Raw genomic sequence first — 16,823 nt, 5'->3', positions numbered from 1 at the left:
AAATATTTCTAAACTGATCGGGTCGGGCTGCGCGAAACTGCGGGAGATTTTCCAGTTATTTGGCTATACAACAGAGATATGAATAAATTAGCGGTAGTTTTTCCAGCTAAAGAACAAATAAAAAAAGGCAAGCTTTCGCTCACCTTTTACAATTACTGCGTGCAAAGTACTATTTACAAGTATCAGTACTGCTGATCTTGTACCCTTTCTTTCAACATCCCAGTATGCGTGAGTTGAACGTCCACTTGAACGTCCCCTAACTGGTACCCTTCAAGCGGCTGCTCGCCATTCGAGGTCAGCTTGGCCCATAACTGGAAATTCTGCTTATATAAGATGTGCTCCAGCTGATAGATATCGACGCCTCGGTTTTTTCCCTGTTTAAACGTTTCTTCGATTTCATCTGCGATCTGCTTTTCAATTTGTTTGCGCACGGAAGCCTCATCTACGGTCTCCTGAGATTCAATCGTGATTGACTTGCATCTCATGTGAACATCAAAGATCAGATTATCTCCCTTGCGCAGTGTGATCCGCGGTTTCGGACTATGGATGGAAACGGTTTGCACGGGCTTCCCTTTGATATAGACCACTAAAGGCGAACGGGCGGTGCTTTTCTCCATCCAACGGTCTCCTATAAACTGATTATCTGAAAACCATTCGACCACATTGTTTTTTCCCAAAGCATAGACACCGCTAACTTCCAGTTTGGGATCCAACTTCTGATTTTTCTTCCAAACATCGTCCCGAATGCTCAAAGTCGGTATCATCAACGTATAACCAGGTTCACGCAGCAAGGCGGCTGCCCTGTACAATCGGAATGGGCGTATAAAGGAAAGTTGGCGATAATTTTCAATAGGATTCATCAAAATGGAAGCCATCGGAGAGACATTAAAGAAAGGAACAACAGAGAAAATAGCTTCAATTGATTCATCTGTACTATAGATCCATTGAGTAAATCTGGTTTCACTGTATCGAACCGACCCATCCATAAATTTACTGATCCCTTGCTTCAAAGCCGCACTAGAGAACAAGTAGGCGCCGACATGTCCCCAAAAAACACGCTGCTGCGTCGTTTTGTACAATCGATTGAAGGCTTCATTCACCGTGGCTCCTTCTTCGCGCCCTACCCAAATCTGAGGCGGCTGCCCGGCTTTGCCCCCCTCCTGTTTCGCGACGGAGCTGAAATCCAGCATCTGCGCATAGACGATGTAACGCCCCTTTTGGAAGTCGAAGCCTATCGCTGTAAAGTAGTTCGTGTCCTGGATTGTTTTGATATCCCAACAGCCTGTTTGACTGACGAGAATCAGCACGCCAAAAATCATCCGTCCAATTCGTTTCATCATGATCATTGAGGATCCTCACTCTGGCGTGTATCATCCTTTGGGCTTAGCATCTTCGGCCTGCTCTTCATACTGCTGAAAGGTTTGGCGAAAATCGCCGTAATCATTTCCCTAAAGCGGGGTGGCGACAAAGGCGACAAGTATGGAACGCCGAATGACTCTAAGGTCGACATGTATAAAACAAGCCCGATCAGCGACACCATGAACCCATAGATGCCAAAAACCGTCGATTCCAATAAGATAATTACCCGCAAAATCGTCACGATCCCTGCAAGTGTCTGGTTCACGAGGGTATACATCGCTATCGTCGATATCGAGGTTATGACAAGAGTCGTCGGGCTGGTGATACCCGAACGAATCGCCGCGTCGCCCACAATCAGCCCTCCAACAACGGTAACCGTTTGTCCGACGACTTTAGGCAGCCTCGCCCCAGCTTCTCGAAACAATTCAAACAGCAGCAGCATAATGATAAAATCCATAGGACCCGATAGCGGTAATCCCAGCCTGGAAGATGAGATGGTAGCGACTAAAGAAAAAGGGATTTGATCGATATTAAAGGCGGACAGCGAAATCCAGAAACCGGGTAGAAGTGTCGCAACGACAAGGCCGCCCAAACGCAACACTCGTTCGAAAGCCACATAGTAAAAAGGGCTGTGCACATCTTCTGGCGATTTTAAAATAAACATCAAATTTGCCGGGGCGATGAGGGCCATCGGGGAACCGTCGACAATAATGACGAATCTTCCGCGCAGCAGACAATCCGCTACAAAGTCAGGTCTTCCCGCATAGTCCAGCAGAGGAAAGAAATTGTATTTTTGTTCCGATAACAGTTCTTCCAATTGCGCACTGGAAATGACAGCATCAATATCAATTTCTTGCAATCGGCGCCTGGCTTCCTGAAGCACATCCGAATCGATGACATCATCGATATACATAAGAGCTACGGAAGTGTGGCTCCGCGTACCAATTTCCATTTTCTCGCAACAAAGACTGCGGGTTAAAAGCCTTTTGCGAATCAGAGCGATGTTGGTAATGATACTCTCCGTGAACCCATCCCTTGGACCTTTAATCGAAGTCTCCGTATTGGATTCTTCCGGCGACCGGTTAGGCGGGTTGGACAAATCAAGGCCAAAAAAGCGCTGCTGCTCTTCAAAGTACATCACGAGAAACCCTGAATATAGATTCACCGTCATCGTTTCCATAAGATCAGGTCCGGTCATCTCAAGCATTTGAAGCAGTGTAGGGAGCGCAAAGACGGACATGTTCCCTTCCCGGTGATGTGAGATGACCTGTTGAAGGTTAGGAAGTACACGCTGCTCAATATGATCCTTATTGATCATGCCCTCGCAATACATGAGCAGGATTTTTTTACTGGCATCCCCCTCTGATAACGGGAACTCTTTCATGATGACATCAGCCGACGTGGCAAACCAATCTCGCAAATCTCGCTCGTTCACTTCATCACGTTCTCCTTTCGCCTCATCGGCAGGAAAATCAGCACAAGCAGGACCAGGAGCAATCCTGCTCCGGTAACAAACATCATGGGGTAATACCAGTTCTGGATAAAATTCACCATTTGATTGTCCGTGACCGGCAATAGACACATCGTAACGAAAAACAAGCTTATACCAATCAGCAGCCATGTTCGGGTACGTTTCTTTTGGATCATCAACACGTCAATGGTGAGAAACATCAGCATGGACATGCGGATACATGCGCCTGATATCCACTGGAAAATCGATAAAAAATCCAAATGGGAAATATATTTCCCAAGCGTCACCATACGCCATTGTTCAAAGGCCGGATACCTGAGTTCATCTGCCTCAAACGGCCCGAAAATCGCAATGGCGCCCATTAAAGGTCCGATGGTCAATCCAACTAAACAAACCGCAACGATGAGCAAGGCAGGCAGCCGGATACGGGTATCTGCATGATGCTGGAGAAAAACAATACTTAACAGTTCAAACAAAGAACCGCTGGTTAAATACATCGATTTCAGGGCAGGTCCGTAGCCGTGAGTAAATAAAGGCGTAAGCAAGCTGTAATCTTTGTATTGAAAATTGGCGCCCATTACAAAATAACCCAACAATACAACCACGGGGAGTAAAATGCCCGAGGTTATCGCGATGGCGCGTATCCCTTCACGGGCAGCAAAAAAACAAAAAATCATAAACGCCAACGAAATCATGATCGGCGGAGTCCGAGGCAGATAGGAGATGTGCGTCCATGTCACCATATCCTGCATGGTAATCGTGGCATGGGTCATGGCGATGCCAATGACGACTACTTTGAGAAAAAATACAACGAAATTTCCATATCTCTGTCCGACCCATAGCAGTAAATTCTGCTGCTTAGAGACTTTGATGATGATATATACGAGACATACCAACATTATTGTAGGCAGTATCGATAAACCCGCCCCTACCCAGGAATCACGTTTGCCGTAATGCAGCAGGACAGGGATTAAGAGCACATGATTCGTAATGGCAATTGAAATAATAATGACGTAATACAATTGAAGCGCAGTAATTTTCCGATAACGTGCAGCCATGAAGTAATCTCCCACTTTGGTATTAGGTGGAAACTTTTTATTTGTTAAGTTTTCCAATCCATGTGGAATTATGCAAATAAAAAACCGCCCCTCGATTTCTCGAAGAGCGGTATCTTAACTTTAAACTTTCTAATTTTGCGGGAGAAAGGGTGTCAGTTCACCTAGATAGCACACATCCAGGTGATGCAGCGCACGGGTGCAAGCCGTGTAAAACAGCTTGCGCTCCTTCGCCTCCGCATAGACAGCCGCACCGGCATCGTAGAGAATCACGGCGTCGAACTCGAGCCCTTTGGCGAGGTACGCCGGCATGATCATGACGCCTGCCTCATAGTGCAGCGTCTCCTTCGTAATCCGCGCTAGGCCTGGCAGCAGCGGCTTCAGGGCTGCGTGCGCGGCTTCCGTCTCGCGCTCGGTTTTGCACAAGATCGCGACGGAGCTCGCACCGCCGTGCTGACGGGTCAGCGCCGTATCCGCGACCAAGCGGCTGAGCTCGGCCGCGTTCGCCGCGCGCAGCAGACGCGGCTCTTCGCCGCTGCGGCTGAACGGCTCGATCGGCTCGCCGAACGGGAGTACGCGGCTGGCGAACAGGGCGATTTCGCGCGTCGAGCGGTAGCTTTTGACGAGACGGATCGTCTCCGTCTCCTCCTCTTTCATCAGCTCGCTGATCGAGCTGTACTCGTTCTTAGGGCCGCCTGCGCCGCCCTCGGCGTTCGCGTGCGTGAAGATCCCTTGGTTCCAGTCGCCAAGCAAGGTAAATCGGGCGCGCGGAAACAGCTTCTTAAGATACGCGTAGTGGAACGGTGAATAATCCTGCGCCTCATCCACCAAGCAGTAGCGGATCGTTCCAACGCGCAGCTGCCCTTCAACAAGCCCCTTCAGATACACAAGCGGTGTTGCATCCTCGTAGTGCAAAATCCCTTGTTCCAAGGCATCCGACGTGAACGAGCTGATGCTCGCCCAAGCCTCGGGAAGCTGCTGGCCGGCTTGCGCCATCAGTTCCTTATGCAGTTCTGTACTCGTATACAGATCCCGATACATGCCGAGTACGTCGACATAAGCAAGGTTGCGGGCCTTCTCCTTCAGCGGAGCGATCGCTTTATGCGCCTTCATTTTGCTCATCTTCTTCATCTCGGGCTCTGTACCCACATATTTGGGCTCGCGCACCATTTTGCGATAGAAACGTTTCTGCGCATCCGCTTGGATTTCATCCAGCTTCTCCAGCAACCACTCGGACATTTGCTCCATCCGTTCTCCAAGCGCGAGAATCGAGGTCTTGCTATAGAACCGTTCGCTTAACTCTTCAGCCGTAATCAGTACTTTCTTGCCGACCGACAAATCAAGGAAGCGTATTCCGCCATGCTTCAGTTTCTCGCCATAAGCTTCAATGACGCTGAGGAAGGCTGCTGACGTTTTGTACATGATGCTTTGCTGCCTTGCTTTGTAGGCTGGATCTTGCTCTGTCCCGGTCAGAATGAATTCCAGCTGATCGTAGGGATCTTCCAGCTTCAAGCCCGTATCGCTTAATTTATGGGTTAAATAATCTTGAAAGGTCGTCTGCTGCATGGTCGCTTCGCCCAGCTCCGGAAGAACGTGCGAAACGTAATCGCTGAACAGCGAGTTCGGCGAGAACAAAATCATATTATCGGCGCTGAGCGTCGTCCGGTATTTGTAGAGCAAATACGCGATGCGCTGCAGCGCGACCGAGGTTTTGCCGCTGCCGGCCGCGCCCTGCACGACAAGCACCTTGTGCCGGTCATCGCGGATAATCTGATTCTGCTCGCGCTGGATCGTCGTCACGATGCTGTGCATTTTCTCATCGGCGCTGCGGCTGAGCATCTTCTGCAGCATCTCGTCGCCGATCGAGATCCCGGTGTCGAACACATCCTGCAGCTCACCGGCTTTGATGATGTACTGGCGTTTGAGCAACAGCTCCCCGCTGACATCCATCTCCGGCGTGTGGTACGTGGCCGGCCCCGGCGGGTAGTCGTAGAATAAGCTGGCGATCGGTGCGCGCCAGTCATAGATAAGTATCTCATCTGTCTTTGGATCAATGAAGGAGGTGAGACCGATGTAGATTTTCTCGCGCTCCTGTTCCCCGCGTTCCTGAAAATCGATACGCGCAAAATACGGCGCATCAACGACACGCTGCAGTTTGTACAGCGCATCCTGCGCCACCTGAAAGCTGCGCTTCTGACCCATCAGCACATGCTCCTGCTGGGCCATACTCGCGGCTGTCTCAATTACGTCGTCGGCATTGTCCGCATTAACGGAGATATCGTCCCAGAAGCTGCGTCCAATCTCCGTTACTTCCGAACGGCGTTGATCCACCGTCTCCCCCAAGTCCATAATTCGCTCTTTAATTTGGGAGCGTACCGAGGCAACCCGCTGGTCTTCCCGCTCCCGTTCTTCTTTATCAATTGGCATTTATTCTCCCTCCTGCCTATTTGTATACCCCATGGATGACTTCTTCAAACTCAGGCTCTTCCATATGTACATCGTCCATATCGCCCCATAGACTGACCAATCGCAGGACATCCATCGCTTTCAGTTCCTGGCGATTGCAGGCGATCGTCAGCACGTTCGCCTCCTGTTCCACTACGCGGAACGGCAGCTCCCAGCTCTCCGGCACTTGGACATCCCCTCGATACGTGATCTTCATCATCGTCGGCAAACCGATTCTGTCTCTTAGTGTATCCAGCGAGCCGTCATATCCGATCTGGCCGTGATTAATCACGATCACCCTTTTACATAACTGCTCGATATCATCCATGTCATGCGTCGTCAGCAAAATCGTTTTCCCAAACTCCTGGTTTAACGTCTGCAGGAAGCTGCGTATATTCTTTTTGGCTACAACATCCAGCCCAATGGTAGGCTCATCAAGGAACAAAATATCCGGATCATGCAGCATGGATGCCGCCAGATCAGCACGCATCCGCTGACCGAGCGAAAGCTTGCGAACCGGCATATCCATCAGTTCTTTAAGCTCCAGGAGTTCATTCAACTCGCCCAGCCTGCGGCGTGAGGTGCTCTCCTCCACGCGATACATCGCTGTTAGAATTTCATACGAATCCTTAACCGGCAAATCCCACCATAGCTGGCTTCGCTGCCCGAACACGACGCCAAGCTTGCCTACGACACGCCTTCGGTGTTTTTGCGGACTTAAGCCATGGATCAGCACTTCACCCGATGTGGGATGAAGGATGCCGGTCAGCATCTTGATGGTCGTTGATTTCCCTGCACCATTAGGTCCAATATACCCGACGAACTCGCCGGATTCAATCTCAAAGCTGAGATCTCGCACCGCTTCCTTTTCTTTGTAAGCCCGCGAGAACAAGGTGCGGATACCTGAAAATCTGCCTTCTTGGATAACCGGGGTTTGAAACGTTTTGCGCAAATTCGTGACCGTGATCATGTTGATGCCTTCCCTCCTTGTTATTAACGATATTAACTACCTGTACTCTGATAGCGGGATAAGCCCAGCTTCCAAAACCGCATAGCCAGCCAGAGCGCAACCCAAGCGACGCCCACGGTTCCCAGCAGCATGCCGATGCCGCCTTCGTGTCTTAACAAATATAAGGTGGGTATATAGTTCACGAAACCTACCGGCACAAGCACTAGAAGCGCGCCTTGCAGCCATTTCGGATATAACGTAAGCGGATAACGAGCCGCCGTTTGAGAAGCGTCTTCCGTCATATTTTGTAAGGATTCGATACGTGTAAGCCAAAAGCCCGCAGCCGCCGTAGCCAGCCCGATCGCGAATAAAATAACCGCTCCCGTACAAATCATTAATGCCGTTAACGGTACGGCCGACCACTCGATTTGCCCTTTGGCCATCAGCACTCGCATGGAAATGACTAGCAGGACGATTCCCTGCCCGATTTCAGCGAAGAGTATCCGGGAGTTTTGCGTCATAAGCGCCAGCAGCACCGGGACAGGGCGCGTCAATAACGCATCCAGGTCACCGGATACGAGATATTTTTCCAGATGATGCACATCCGAAGCCAGCGTACGGTAAATCGCTTTGGAGATCATCATGACACCATAGAGATAACAGACTTCATACAGCGTCCAACCTTTGATATTGCCGAAACGCATCATGACCAGCGCCACCATCAGAAATTCTGAAACTTGTATGCATGAGGCCATGGCCACCGAGAAAAGAAAGTTAAACTTATACTGCATCCGGCTGCGCAAACTCGCCTTGATCAACAGGAGATAGAGCTTAACTGACATCATCCTCCTTGCACCTCCAGCTTTCTTCGCACCGCATGCGTAACGGCCAGACAGACACAAGTAAACCCGATGCCCCATAGAAGAGCTCCGAGCACAATCGTGCCTTGTTCAAATTGCATATAAATTCGAGTTGGATAATAGAGAAGGTACGGATAAGGTGTAAAACTGCTTATGGCGCGAAGCCAACCCGGCAGCCATTCGAGCGGTATGAAAAATCCGGAGAGCAGCATACTGAAAGAGTAGTTCAACCAATACAACCAACGGGATTCCGTGGTCCATAAAGCGGCGATGCCAATCAAATAATTCATGCAAATGGAGATATAAGCTGCTGCAACCAGCGCAATCGCCGTCCAGCCGTAAACGGAAGCCTTCTGTGGAAGCTGTAAGGAGAAAATAAAGATATAGAGGACGTAAATCGGGATAAATTTATACAGAAACTGATACCATACTTGGCCCCACTCCCTGCTCATGGCCTGATAGAACAAGTGAACAGGTCTCATGAGATCAACCGCAATCTGGCCTGTGCGAACCGACTGTTCGAGTCCCAGTCCGTTCGTCGTAAACTGCGTAATCCACAGGACCGCCTGGTTAAAAGCAATGTAGCCGACCATCCCTTTGGCTCCGTAGTCGCCGAGCGAGGAGTCGCTCCCGAGCCCGGACCAGATACTTGCATAAATGAAGCCAAACACTGCACTGACGGCATTATGGAGCAAATGCGAACCGCGATATTGCAAATTCCTTGCGTATGCCTTACGGGCTAAAACCGCGAAAAGCATCGTACACCTCCTATGTTTTTTCGTGCAAAAAAACGATTTTCCACTGCAGCCGCAGCGTAGAGACGGAGTTTCATATTACCAAAATTCCCCACGGTATGGCAATCTTTTTTTTTCAAACAAAAAGAAGCAACCCCAGAGTCATCACCTGACTGACTACGGGATTGCTTCTATATCTTTTACTGCGCGCTCACAGGCTTAGCTTCCGGAGGACTGCCGCTATCCCCTTCAGCCCGAAGTTTCGTATCAGGGTTATCAAACTCGGCATTGTAACTAGGCTGCGAGGCCTTCGTTAAATAATCATGATCAAGGTATCCGGCCAAATACTGCTTACCGAAGAGGAGATCGTATTGGACGTTCCTGTAATCGTCAATAAGTGCTTTGGCTGAATCAGGCGCCTGCGCATGAAGCGTTTGGTCTGGTTCCACAACCAGATTACTTAACAATCCAGGTACTTGGGCGGCTATTTCCGCGTTCAATGCGAAGTTAGCCGGTTTCTCCATGTGCAGCATATCGAGAACGTGAGAACCTAAGAAGGAATCGCTAAGCAATGGGATATCCTGTTTGGGCATATCGAAATTCGACCAAGTCACCAGCGGAATGCTGTGCATTTTCTTGATTTCATCCAGTGACCAATCATTGGCGTTGCTTGTTGAGATGAACCCGGCTTCTTTGTACACTTGGTAGTCGAGGCCAAGCATCGGCAGATGGTCCCCGTAGAAGACGATCATCGTTGGTTCATCCGAATTCTGATAATGATCGATCAGCATTTTCAGACTTTGATCCGCATCATGCGCACCCTGCGTGTAAGTTTCCAAAATCGTTTTGGCTTGCGGCGTCAAATTGCCTTCCGCCTTGAACTGATTCTCGCCGTACCGCGGATCATCATAGGGTCCGTGGTTTTGCATCGTAACCGTGTAGATAAACATCGGATCTTCCGTTTTATCCACTTCATCGATAATGTTTCGAGACACCTCGGCATCCGAGATGAAGTAACCCTTCGTCTCCGGATTCACGAAATGCTCGCTGCTTTTGAAAGATTCAAAACCAAGCTGTTTATAAACGGAGTTACGATCCCAGAACCAACCTTCGTAGGAGTGAATCCCCATGCTTTTATAACCCTGACCGGCAAAATAACTTGCTAAACTTGGCACAGGTTTACTTACATATTGCTGATACGGGATAGATCCCCCCGGCAAGAAGCTCATAGAATTACCAGTGAGCACTTCGAACTCTACGTTGCTTGTTCCCCCACCAAATTGAGGAGATAACAAGTATCCGGAAGTCGACTCTTTCTGCAAACGATGGATCGTAGGCAGCGGGTCTTCACTAAATTTGACATTCGTCAGCAACGTTGGGTCCCAGAACGCCTCGCTCATTATGAAAATAACGTTTGGCTTCTTCCCTTGCAGATCAACCGACGCCTTTTTCATAGTTGGCTGTGTTTGTGTGACTTGCTCAATATTCGCCGCTACAGCCCCAATAGCTTCATTGCTGTAGGTTTCCGGCTTTTGAACGATGGAGTTTTTGACATTGAGTGTAAAAGCGAGTGCCGTACCATTATTCGCATAATTTTCTTGCTGGTTCCATACAATTTCATTCACACCGATATGGTCCAGGATTTTGCCTGCTAATGGTGTTTTGATCCCAAAAGCATATAAGGCATAGAGCGAGAACAACCCTAAACCAATTCTTGAGATAATAGAAATCGTGGCACGCGGAATAATCCATCTTAATGAAAGTACTACAATAATTGAAGCAGCGATGGCTCCGATTCTGATCAGAGCGGCTTTACCCGTCACGAGCGAAGCGATATCCATACTTTCTTTGTTAAGCAAAATATCCCACGGGAAGAACGGCTCCCCGATCATAGTCACCTTCATGTAAGAAATTAATGCCATTAGGCCGAGAAGTAAGGTTGAGATGGCTCCTGAGATCGCCAAAGATCCAACCAAAGCATAGATAAAAACAAGCAAACAAAAGGTGATTCCTGCGTTTAATAAAAAAAGTGATTGATTGTTGGTTATCCAATCCATCGTATTATGCAGCGAGCCGCGCTCGAGCAGCTCCATGCCGGCTACTGATAATACGGGTAATAAAATTAAAAAAAGTACTAACGAAATCGTCGCACCCAGTCGTTGTGGTCTCATCTTCTTATTCGGCTTCTTGCGAAGACGGCTCCGGGGCTTCAAATTCAAGTGCATCTTGCATCACTCTCCTCTTGCCCCTATTGTAAACCCCAATTGTGAAGAAAATATGTAGATAACCTTAAAGGAACCTTAGGATACCCATTTATTCCCTTTACTTGAGACCTGCCAACCATGCAGCCAACACCTTCAATTCCTCTTCTTTGAGCGCGACTTGGAACGGCGGCATCCCGCCACCACCCTTTTGGATGCGCTTTATGATCTCATCTTCCGTTAAGCGTTCTCCGACTTTTTGAATGTTGGGGCCTTCTCCGCCCTGTAATTGATTACCATGACAAGAGATACAAAAGTTCTGATAAACCTTATGCGGATCGGCTTGTGCAGGCGTTGTCTGCGCATTATTGGGTTGTTTATTTCCATTTCCGCAGGCCGTCAGTCCCATAGATAAAATGATCGTACTCATCAGCAGCAACTTTATTTTCATACAGAAACTCCTTAAGGGAAGATTTCCCTCCATCATACCAGAGCATGGCCTGCAAAATAAAGAATTCACCAGTCTGAACGACTGAAAGACTTCCCGCGGGGCTGATTGGTCATAGTATGTGATGCCCGAGGACGATTTATTTTGTTAAGATGATGCAAAGATAAGGCTGAAATAGAACAACATAAAGACATGGCGGAAGCACTTGCTCCTTCTTACCATGTCTCATTTTACTTTTAACTAGCTGATGAACCTAAGCCAACTTCAAACGGATCACATTCCATGACGCTTTGCCAAGGGTAGCATGAATTTGGCCGTTCGAGTCCACCGCTGCATTGCCGCCGTTATGCGGTTTCACGCGATCCTGGGCAGTTAGCGTATTCGCGGCTTTCAAATCGTCGCTCTCCAGCACGATATGCTGAGTAACTTGGCAAGCGCCGAAGCTGCGAAGATCCAACTCCAACGGCAGCGCCTCAGCCAAATGACGGTTAACCGCGAAGATCGTTACTTCCGACTTCTCTTCATTATGAACAGCAACGGCCTCCAAATAAGGCACATCGGTGTAATCCTTGGCATCATATTTAGGAGATTTAATGAGCGGCACGAGAACTGTTCCACGCCCGAATAAGCTTGCATGCATATAAGGATAATAAATCGTTTGCTTCCAGGCGGCTCCGCCGTTCGCGGTCATAATCGGCGCAATAACGTTGACGAGTTGGGCCAAACAAGCCATTTTCACACGATCCGCACGCTTCAGCATGGAAATCAGCATACAACCCACGAGGAGCGCATCCTCATGATTATAAATGTCCTCGAGCTGCGGCGGCGCAATGGACCATGGTTCGATTTTGCGGTCTGCTTCATTAGAATGGTACCAGACATTCCACTCGTCAAAGGAAAGGTTGATTTTCTTTTTGCCGCGCTTTTTCGCCTGAACATAGTCTGCTGTAGAGATGACCGTATTAATGAAACGATCCATGCCCATGGATTGTGCAAGGAAATTCGCTGAATCTTTATCGCGGTTGCCATAATACTGATGAAGTGAAATATAATCAACATGATTATAGGTATGCTCAAGCACAGTCGCTTCCCATTCCGGGAATGTCGCCATGGTTAAACTCGAACTGCCGCAAGCGACCAGCTCAATCGAAGGATCCACCCACTTCATGACTTTCGCTGTTTCGCAGGCTGTACGACCGTACTCTGCAGCTGTTTTGGCTCCAGTTTGCCATGGACCGTCCATTTCATTGCCCAAACACCAGGTTTTGATGTTATGAGGCGCCTGGTAGCCATGAGAAATCCGCAAATCGCTCCAGTATGTACCGCCTTGGATATTGGAATATTCGATAATATCTCTAGCCTCATCCGGTCCGCGAGTTCCCAGGTTCACCGCCATCATGGCTTCGGTGTTCGCCTTGCGGCACCAATCCATAAATTCGTTAAGTCCTACCAAGTTGGGCTCAATTGTGCGCCAAGCAAGATCTAATCTTCTCTTACGCTGCTCAATCGGCCCAATACCGTCTTCCCAATTGTAACCGGATACAAAGTTACCGCCTGGGTAACGAACGATAGGGACATCCAGTCCTTTGACCAATTCCAAAACGTCGGCACGGAATCCTTGCTCGTCAGCCTGCGGATGGCCAGGTTCATAAATGCCCCCATAGACAGCGCGTCCCAAATGCTCAATAAACGAACCGTAAATACGGGAATCCACTTCTCCGATTTTAAAATCTTTGTCAACAATCATGCTTGCTTTCATAGACATTTCCGTCACCTCATCGTATAATTAATAAAAATATGAATCAGTTAATACAATTATTATGTCGTTGACTCTATTAAACAATAATCAGTGCTTGATTTCAAGACTTTCTTTGCGAATGTTTTGGATTTATATTTATATGAATCAGTCGGAATGATGAATCGATAGGAATAGAGGAGATTTGTATCATGATACACGCGTCAACAGACCGCAAATGGCTGCCGCTCTATGAAGCTTTGGCCAGCGATGTACGGCTTCAGATTTTGGACTTGCTTGCCGAACAAGAGATGAACGTGAAGGAGTTAGCCCAGACGCTCGGCTTAAGCAGCGCCATCGTGACCATGCACGTGAAAAAGCTTGAGGCCGGCGGCCTGATTCACACAGCGTTAGTACGTAAACAAGGCGGCACGCACAAAATGTGCACGCTTGCCGTTTCGCGTGTCGAGATCCAGCTGCCGCAGCAGGGCGAGCCGAAGCGCGTGTTCGATGAGGTGTCCATTCCCATCGGACATTACACGCGCTTTGAAGTGCAGCCTACGTGCGGTCTCGCTACGGCCGATCATACGATCGGACAGTACGACGATCCGCGCTATTTTCTTGAACCTGAGCGCATGCATGCGAAGATTCTCTGGTTCGGGAGCGGCTTCGTCGAGTACCGCATCCCGAATTATTTACTCCCCAGCCAGACGCTGGAGGAGATTGAGATTTCGCTGGAGCTTGGCTCGGAAGCGCCGGGCATTGCCGAGAATTGGCCGTCGGACATTCATTTCTATGTCAACGACACGCTGCTCGGCTATTGGACGAGCCCCGGCGATTCGGGGCAAGGCCGCGGGCATTACACACCAAGTTGGTGGCCGGACTCTATCAACCAATACGGTTGGTTGAAGGTGATTCGGATCACCGAACAGGGCACTTTCCTTGACGGGCAGCGGCTTTCCGACGTCACAATCAAGGACATCCGCATGTCGCGCAACGAGTGGCTGCTACGGATTGAAGTGCCGGATCATGCGGTGCATGTCGGCGGGCTTACGCTGTACGGTGAAGGCTTCGGCAACTACAACCGGGATATTATTTTCCGCACCTACCGGCGGTAAGTGCAGGTGTGCGCGTAAAGCCGCGGGCAGCTAATTCTGTCAGCCTCAAGGCATATATGGGGCTCTCTGGCAATACAGTAAGGTAAATGACTGCGAGGGAGTTGATCTTTCGATGCCAGAGCAAGAAAATGCGCCCGTACTAAGCGTCAAGGATTGGATGATTACCATTCTGTTGATGGCCATACCGATTGTGAATATCGTCTTGTTATTCGTGTGGGCTTTCAGCAAAAATGAAAACCCGTCGAAATCGAATTATGCCAAAGCCAGCTTAATCTGGGCGGCTATCGGTCTCGTGCTCTATCTCATTTTCGTAGTCATTCTATTCGGAACCGTGATGTCCAGTTTAAATACATAGAATACCTATCTCGCAGCTATCCCTCATCAGGCGGTCCCATCCGCCTAGGGATAGCCTTTTTTATTTTCAACCGCGCAATAAATGGCATCGAAGTGAAGTATGCTATACTGGAAAAAAAAGAAAAGGAGCCTCTCTGATGCCTGCACCCTTACATTGGAAAAAGTCACTATGGATATTATGGGGGGCTAACTTTTCCATCATGTGCGGAATGAACCTTATTCTTCCGTTTCTGCCCTTATACGTTGGACAACTTGGGGTTCACGAGGTCGGCGATGTCGTACGCTGGACAGGCTGGATTGTTGCCGCTCAATTCATTACCTCGTTTCTTACTCAGCCTCTCTGGGGAGCCATCGCAGATCGCCGTGGCCGCAAAATCATGCTGCTTCGAGCCGGGTTCGGCATGGCTGTTGTGACAGCCTTGATGGGAATTGTCACGGAGCCCTGGCAGCTGCTTGCGCTTCGGCTGCTGAACGGCTTCTTCTCCGGTTTCATCTCCATGGCGGTCTCCCTGCAAGCATCCGTGACACCCCCGGAGCACTCCGGGAAATCACTCGGCACGCTGCAAACGGGCTCCATCGCCGGATCACTTGTCGGACCTTTGATCGGCGGGTTGCTTGCTGGTATGATCGGTTATAGCCACATCTTTTTTGTTACCGGCGGTCTCATGCTCTGCGCCAGCCTCATCGTGATGATTTTCGTTCAGGAGGAGCGCAAAGCCCCCGCTCAGAAAAAAGTGCGCCAGCGTACAGAATGGCGCCTGTTTCGACCGCTGCTGCCAGTCTTTGCCGCTTCGCTGATTACGCAAATCGGGATGATGAGCATCGAGCCGATCGTGACGGTCTATGCCAAGACGATTTACTTCGGCAATCATTTGGAGCTGTTCGCAGGTTTAATCGTGGCGATTACGGGTATCGCCAACTTGTTTGGCGCACCCTCCTTAGGGAGGCTTGGCGACCGTATCGGCCAACGCAAGCTACTCGTCATCGCCTTGTCGATGGCGGCACTCGCCTTCATTCCGCAGGCTTTCGCCACCAGCATGACAATGCTGCTAATTGGCAGGTTCCTGCTGGGGCTGTTCATCGGAGGCATGATTCCTTCCCTGAACGTGCTGGTTTTGAAGCTCGCCCCCACTCAAATTCAGGGAACGGCCTACGGCTTTAACACGTCTTCGCTGTTTCTCGGCAATCTGATCGGCCCCTTGCTTGGCAGTCATTTTGCGGCAGCGTATGGGTTTAAGTCGGTGTTCTATATCACCATGGGTATCCTGCTGCTCTGTGCGGTGTTCGTTTACTTGAACCGCAGCCTGGAGACCTTGCGCCAGACGAATTCGGCGTAGCTTTTTCAAATTTTACATATTGATGGAGGATGATTTATGAAACACGAGATTTTATATAAGGGCGCATTTCCAATGCTGCGCGTCGAGCTTGAAGCTGGAGAAAATATTAAGGCTGAATCAGGGGCAATGGTTTCAATGTCGCCTAACATTGAGCTCAAAGGAACAGTAGATGGCGGTATTATGAAAGGTCTTGGCCGTATGCTGAGTGGCGAGAAATTCTTCTTCCAGGAGTTAACCCCCACTCGCGGTGGCGGAGAAGTGCTATTGGCACCTTCCGTAATTGGCGACATTGAAGCTGTCGAGCTGGATGGATCGTACAAGCTGTACGTGCAAAAGGACGGCTTTCTTGCCGGAACATCCGGCATTCAAGTGAATACGAAAATGCAAAACCTGATGAGCGGCTTCATGTCCGGCGAAGGATTTTTCATCGTTGAAATTAGCGGTAGAGGCACCGTTTTCCTCTCCTCCTATGGAGCTATTCATGCTATTAACCTTGCTCCCGGGCAAGAGGTTGTCATTGATAACGGGCATCTGGTCGCATGGCCGGATTATACGCAGTATACAATTGAGAAAGCTGCCAAAGGCTGGCTCTCCAGCATCACCAGCGGTGAAGGCGTCGTATGCCGATTCCGCGGCGAAGGCGTTGTGCTTATTCAAACGCGGAATCCGCAGAGCTTCGGCGGATGGCTGAAGCAATTCATACCGGGCGCTAGGTAGCGTAGCGTTAAACCTCACAAGAGACTATCCCTCCGTCATT

General features: G+C 49.4%; 14 protein-coding genes. 4 read left to right on the top strand and 10 right to left on the bottom strand.

Annotated elements, in window-relative coordinates; all coding sequences use genetic code 11:
- Positions 1 to 182: 182 nt before the first annotated feature.
- From AC3WTJ_RS14830 to arfA, 10 genes are all read right to left on the bottom strand, one after another.
- Entirely contained in the window at positions 183 to 1,340 is a 1,158-nt protein-coding gene (locus AC3WTJ_RS14830; RefSeq protein WP_492522424.1) for a Ger(x)C family spore germination protein, read from the bottom strand.
- A gap of 2 nt (positions 1,341 to 1,342) precedes the next feature.
- Positions 1,343 to 2,794 (bottom strand): spore germination protein, encoded by a 1,452-nt coding sequence (locus AC3WTJ_RS14825; RefSeq protein ID WP_492522423.1) that lies wholly within the window; start codon positions 2,792 to 2,794, stop codon positions 1,343 to 1,345.
- On the bottom strand, positions 2,791 to 3,888 hold the full coding sequence (locus AC3WTJ_RS14820) for an endospore germination permease (RefSeq protein WP_492522422.1): 1,098 nt from the start codon (positions 3,886 to 3,888) through the stop codon (positions 2,791 to 2,793). Before AC3WTJ_RS14820 ends, AC3WTJ_RS14825 begins: the two co-directional genes overlap by 4 nt.
- A 129-nt stretch (positions 3,889 to 4,017) precedes the next feature.
- The gene (gene helD / locus AC3WTJ_RS14815) at positions 4,018 to 6,312 is read right to left on the bottom strand and encodes an RNA polymerase recycling motor HelD (protein ID WP_492522421.1); all 2,295 of its coding nucleotides are present in this window, start codon (positions 6,310 to 6,312) and stop codon (positions 4,018 to 4,020) included.
- Positions 6,313 to 6,328: 16 nt separating this feature from the next.
- Positions 6,329 to 7,300 (bottom strand): ABC transporter ATP-binding protein, encoded by a 972-nt coding sequence (locus AC3WTJ_RS14810; RefSeq protein WP_492522420.1) that lies wholly within the window; start codon positions 7,298 to 7,300, stop codon positions 6,329 to 6,331.
- A 32-nt stretch (positions 7,301 to 7,332) separates the two neighbouring features.
- The gene (locus AC3WTJ_RS14805) at positions 7,333 to 8,124 is read right to left on the bottom strand and encodes an ABC transporter permease (protein WP_492522419.1); all 792 of its coding nucleotides are present in this window, start codon (positions 8,122 to 8,124) and stop codon (positions 7,333 to 7,335) included.
- Positions 8,121 to 8,897, bottom strand: a complete 777-nt coding sequence (locus tag AC3WTJ_RS14800) for an ABC transporter permease (RefSeq protein ID WP_492522418.1) — start codon at positions 8,895 to 8,897, stop codon at positions 8,121 to 8,123. The genes AC3WTJ_RS14805 and AC3WTJ_RS14800 overlap by 4 nt, the downstream gene beginning before the upstream one ends.
- Positions 8,898 to 9,073: 176 nt before the next feature.
- Entirely contained in the window at positions 9,074 to 11,098 is a 2,025-nt protein-coding gene (locus AC3WTJ_RS14795; protein ID WP_492522417.1) for an LTA synthase family protein, read from the bottom strand.
- A gap of 97 nt (positions 11,099 to 11,195) precedes the next feature.
- Positions 11,196 to 11,525 (bottom strand): c-type cytochrome, encoded by a 330-nt coding sequence (locus tag AC3WTJ_RS14790; RefSeq protein ID WP_315953070.1) that lies wholly within the window; start codon positions 11,523 to 11,525, stop codon positions 11,196 to 11,198.
- Positions 11,526 to 11,775: 250 nt separating this feature from the next.
- The gene (gene arfA / locus AC3WTJ_RS14785) at positions 11,776 to 13,287 is read right to left on the bottom strand and encodes an arabinosylfuranosidase ArfA (RefSeq protein WP_492522416.1); all 1,512 of its coding nucleotides are present in this window, start codon (positions 13,285 to 13,287) and stop codon (positions 11,776 to 11,778) included.
- Between the two features lie 182 nt (positions 13,288 to 13,469).
- Between arfA and AC3WTJ_RS14780 the strand changes: the two genes are divergently transcribed.
- From AC3WTJ_RS14780 to AC3WTJ_RS14765, 4 genes are all read left to right on the top strand, one after another.
- The gene (locus AC3WTJ_RS14780) at positions 13,470 to 14,375 is read left to right on the top strand and encodes an ArsR/SmtB family transcription factor (RefSeq protein WP_492522415.1); all 906 of its coding nucleotides are present in this window, start codon (positions 13,470 to 13,472) and stop codon (positions 14,373 to 14,375) included.
- A 112-nt stretch (positions 14,376 to 14,487) separates the two neighbouring features.
- Positions 14,488 to 14,730: a hypothetical protein gene (locus AC3WTJ_RS14775; RefSeq protein WP_407869607.1), complete on the top strand. Its 243-nt coding sequence runs from the start codon at positions 14,488 to 14,490 to the stop codon at positions 14,728 to 14,730.
- Positions 14,731 to 14,866: 136 nt separating this feature from the next.
- Positions 14,867 to 16,066: an MFS transporter gene (locus tag AC3WTJ_RS14770; RefSeq protein WP_492522414.1), complete on the top strand. Its 1,200-nt coding sequence runs from the start codon at positions 14,867 to 14,869 to the stop codon at positions 16,064 to 16,066.
- A 36-nt stretch (positions 16,067 to 16,102) separates the two neighbouring features.
- Positions 16,103 to 16,783 carry a TIGR00266 family protein gene (locus tag AC3WTJ_RS14765; protein WP_127453701.1) on the top strand — a complete coding sequence of 227 codons (681 nt, stop codon included), beginning with the start codon at positions 16,103 to 16,105 and terminating at the stop codon, positions 16,781 to 16,783.
- Positions 16,784 to 16,823 lie beyond the last annotated feature (40 nt).

The organism is Paenibacillus sp. FW101-FHT12H11 (assembly GCF_058790355.1).
The sequence above is the reverse complement of the archived record's forward strand: the minus strand, read 5'-3'. Positions and strand labels throughout refer to the sequence as shown.